Annotated in this window: 2 pseudogenes; both read right to left on the bottom strand. The window is 70.2% G+C overall.

From position 1 onward, the window contains the following. Positions 1-619 (bottom strand): annotated as a pseudogene (locus ACXAID_RS28085) (hypothetical protein); the annotation flags it as partial. A 152-nt stretch (positions 620-771) separates the two neighbouring features. Further along, a pseudogene (locus tag ACXAID_RS28080) lies at positions 772-1,425 on the bottom strand (hypothetical protein); the annotation flags it as partial.

Genomic DNA, 1,425 nt, shown 5'->3' with positions numbered 1-1,425 from the left:
GTGCCGGGGTGAACGGAGCCGCCAACACCGCCGTGCCGGTCGCCGGCGCGGCACCGATGGTGACGTCCGCGGGTTCGGGCGCGGGCGCAGCCGAGACCTCGACCGGCTGCGCGACAGGCACCGCGGGCGGGGCGTCCCGGTCCGCGACGACCTCGCTGACCGGCAGGTCCGGGTCGTCCCGGGCGTCCGACAGTTCGTCGGCGGTCGCATCCACCGACGGCGCGGAATCGGTTTCGCCGCTGCGGTTTCCCGAATCGGATCCGGCCGTGTCGGCAACGTCGGCGATGTCGGCGTCCTCGTCGAAGGTGTCCTCGTCGCCGCCGTCGAGTCCGGCATCGTCGACCGAATCGCTGCCGGAAGGCGATCCCGACCGGTGGGCCGGCCCGGCGTCGGTGGCGTCCTGGCCGGTCGAATCATCGGAATTGGTCGGCGCGGCGTCGCTGGTCCGGGACGGGGTTCCCGGCGACCGCGTCGGGGAGTCGGAGGTCGCCGAGGTGTCACCGGAACCGGTGTCCGTGGAGTCGGCCCAGCTGACGGCCGGTGGGGCGGCCGCGGCCCCCGCTATTCCCAGCGCGACGGCCATCGATCCGATCCATGCGATACGGTCCGCGCTGTCCATGCCCATCTCCCCGGATACTCGCAGCAAATTTGCCAGCTCGTCAATGGATACCAAGAACATACCCCTGTAGGGGCTATAACGCGCAGATTCGTGGGCGCCGGCAAACCTGCCCGGGCGGGTTTGCCGGGTGGGTTCCCGGTCCCCGCCGGCGGCTAGTTCAGGACGACGATGACCGCGTAGCCGTCGTGGTCACCGGTGGTCAGGGTGGCCGTCTGCAGCCGGTTGTCCATCGCGACCAGACCGCCGTCGGTCGCGGCGCCGCTGTCGACCAGCCCGTCGCGCAACGCGTCACGTGCCTCGTTGAACGACACGTAGACATGGGTGAACGAGTCCTCGTACACGCCGAGGGTCTCGCGGCTCAGCGACGTGATCCACACATACCCGGTTCCCGAATCGGCGGGCGCGGCCCCGAACATCCGGCTGTGGTCGTTGGTGAGCAGAAAGAACGCATCCGAGAACGCTTCGAGGTCCTCGTCGGGCTGCTGGCTGTAGAGCACCCCGTCGACGAGGCCCTGATAGCCGTCGCTGTGGATCTGCCGCGCCAGGAACCCGCCCTGCTGCAGCGCCGCACGGAGCCTGTCGGCCGACTCGTCGGCCGTTGTCGACGTCTGGTCCACGACGACGACGTTGATCGGCTCGTACATGGTCTTGGACTCGTACGTCTGGCCGATCCAGTCGGCGATCTCACCGTCGGACTGCAGCATCCACTTGCCGAGGTCGCCGTAGGGGGTCGCGGTCATGTCGCCGGGGCTGGGGTCGGAGGTGGACGCCAGCGGCGGCGCCCCGGACGGGCCGTCGCCGCCGAC

Source organism: Mycobacterium sp. ABE4_509, from assembly GCF_056160785.1.
This window is presented reverse-complemented; position numbering and strand designations above follow the sequence as displayed.